The sequence below is a fragment of the Aquimarina agarivorans genome (assembly GCF_000218485.1).
Taxonomy (GTDB): Bacteria; Bacteroidota; Bacteroidia; order Flavobacteriales; family Flavobacteriaceae; genus Aquimarina; species Aquimarina agarivorans.
In genome coordinates this window covers 1-2235 of record NZ_AFPB01000121.1, presented here as the reverse complement: position 1 = coordinate 2235, position 2235 = coordinate 1, and the positions used below count along the sequence as shown (strand labels likewise).

General features: G+C 31.3%; 2 protein-coding genes. Both read right to left on the bottom strand.

Annotation, left to right across the window (positions count from 1 at the left end):
• Window positions 1-22: 22 nt before the first annotated feature.
• On the bottom strand, window positions 23-991 hold the full coding sequence (locus tag GMC_RS0106030; RefSeq protein ID WP_010521293.1) for a hypothetical protein: 969 nt from the start codon (window positions 989-991) through the stop codon (window positions 23-25).
• Window positions 948-2235: glycoside hydrolase family 19 protein (locus GMC_RS21635; protein WP_010521292.1), on the bottom strand; the 1288-nt coding region annotated here is incomplete at its 5' end. The genes GMC_RS21635 and GMC_RS0106030, both read right to left, overlap by 44 nt.

The following is a 2235-nucleotide window of genomic DNA, read 5'->3' as shown; positions in this document are numbered from 1 at the left end:
GGGGAGGCCGCTATGCTAATTATTACTTAACCCAATTAATATTTGTATTATCATACTTTTTAAATGAAATCTTACCAAATTGTTCTCTGGTAAGTATTTTCTTGGGTATTTTTTTATCAGGATTTCTTCTATCAGTATAGATCAGACCATGTTTGTGCAAATAAATATCATCAATAGATTTATCATATTTAAATGTAACATAGTTATCCACAAACAGCCAACCATCACAAATCGACTCTTCAATCGTAAAATAACTGTTTTTAAATGCTATATTGCTAAAACCTTCTGCTGGACAACTATTATAATCTACATTAGATATAATTTTGCTATTCTGCTTCCAAATATTAAAGCTTCCATTATCATTAATCAAAATAGATAGCATACTATTATTCGACTTTTCTTCTTTCAATAAGAGAAAAGCATCTTTTTCACCGTCGCTATTAATATCATGTAAATATTTTTCAAAAAGAGAAAAGCCTAATTCCTTATATTCCTCAATTTGATCCTCCAATGTCATTAACTCTTGTTCACAACTTTCCTTAACGATTTTATAGTTATTAGCACTATTTGTAGTGAGTACATCAAAATCATTAGGTAAATACCAAGTACCTATATCTCCTTCTAATTCTAACTTAATATTTGCTAATTTCTGATCAAAAAACTGAACTCCTTTAAAGTCAGCCAAATTATCTTTTTTTGTAAAAGACGTATAAGTATATGTTTGTGTCTCTATTCCATAGTTAACAACTATATTTTTTGACCCTTCTTTAAGGAGTACTGTGGTATTTAATGCATCACAAGGAGTATAAATAATATATGATCCTTGATCGCTTTTAGTTAGCTTATGCCATAATCCAAATACAGGAGACTCTTCGCCCTTGAAATCAGAAATAATTGGTTTAGCATTATTTTTACATGAAAAAATACTAAAAACTACTAACAGTAATTTAATTCCTACGTACCTGCGCAACTGTATATGTTTTTGTTCCATCTGGGTGCTTCCCTTGTATTAACCTTTCTACTTCTTTTATAAATAACCTATTTGTTTCTTTGGTGCCTTTAGTCAAATGTGCTGTACCAACCTCAAAATATCTATAATACTTACTACCATTATCACAACCTTTCCCTACGAGTACTAAAAAGTGTTCAGTTGTCTTATCTGTATTATATTTTGCATTTCTTCCATCATCAACCCCTACAATTACGGGCTTTTTGCTTGCTAGCTGCTCGTCAATATATTGGACTCCTAACTCAAAATTTACAACTTGAAGTGTCGCACTACTCTTTTGACTAGCAGTAATAATTGGATTTATATTAGCTCCAGAACTAGCAGGTAAACCATAATTCCTTAAAATTTCTTGTGTTGCACTAAAACATTGTTTTGGCTTTTGAGCAACCCAATTAGAAATTTCAGCTAAATCAATATGATTAGACTGACATAATTCACACTTCACTAATCCTTCTTCTTCAACTATTGCATCTGGATTATTTGAACATTTACTAACTTTAAAAATAAATTTAGTAATATTATTCAGGTGATTCCATCTCGCGTCTCTTGAAGGTGTATGTATATTTATAATATCAACAATTGCATCTAAAACTGATCTATCGACACCTTTTGCAGCTTGTTCTTGAATTCCATAAGCTTTCCAATAAGCCATGGAAGCAATCATGCCTTCTCTATCTTTATTGATATTATTTGCATCAATGGTAATTCCAAAATCCTTAAAAGATTTTTCTATTTCTTGATTTACTTTGTCGTACTTTGACTTACCAGTAATTTGTATAAAACCTCTACCTCTATATTTCCAACCATCACCTACATTTGGATCATTACTATTACCTAATCTTCCCGAGTAAGCAAGATTAGCTATCATTTCTTGATTAGCAGTATAATTATTTTGAGAACTACGACCGTATAAAAAAGCTTTCTCATTAGGAGGACTTTGCTTCCCTAAAGACTTATCTGCTCTAAAAACTCTAAAATGTACAGGTAGTGCTTCTGCTGCATAATTCAAGCTTTCTCCTTCCGAGACTTCTAAAGAAGTACCACTCTCCTCTAATATTTGTGCAAAAAAATGAGCCTTTTGAAAGCATGAATTTAAACCAAATTTATCTTTTGCTTCATTAAAAGCACTTCTAACAGTTTCTATTTTTTCATCTGTAGCCGAGCTGAAAATAGCTTTAAGTTCTTTTGCTGTTAATTCTGAAGAACAACATCCCGTTCCACCTTGC

What these genes read in the sequence shown, in the direction of transcription:
- GMC_RS0106030 (WP_010521293.1), bottom strand. Translation starts at nt 991, where the DNA reads ATGGAACAAAAACATATACAGTTGCGCAGGTACGTAGGAATTAAATTA.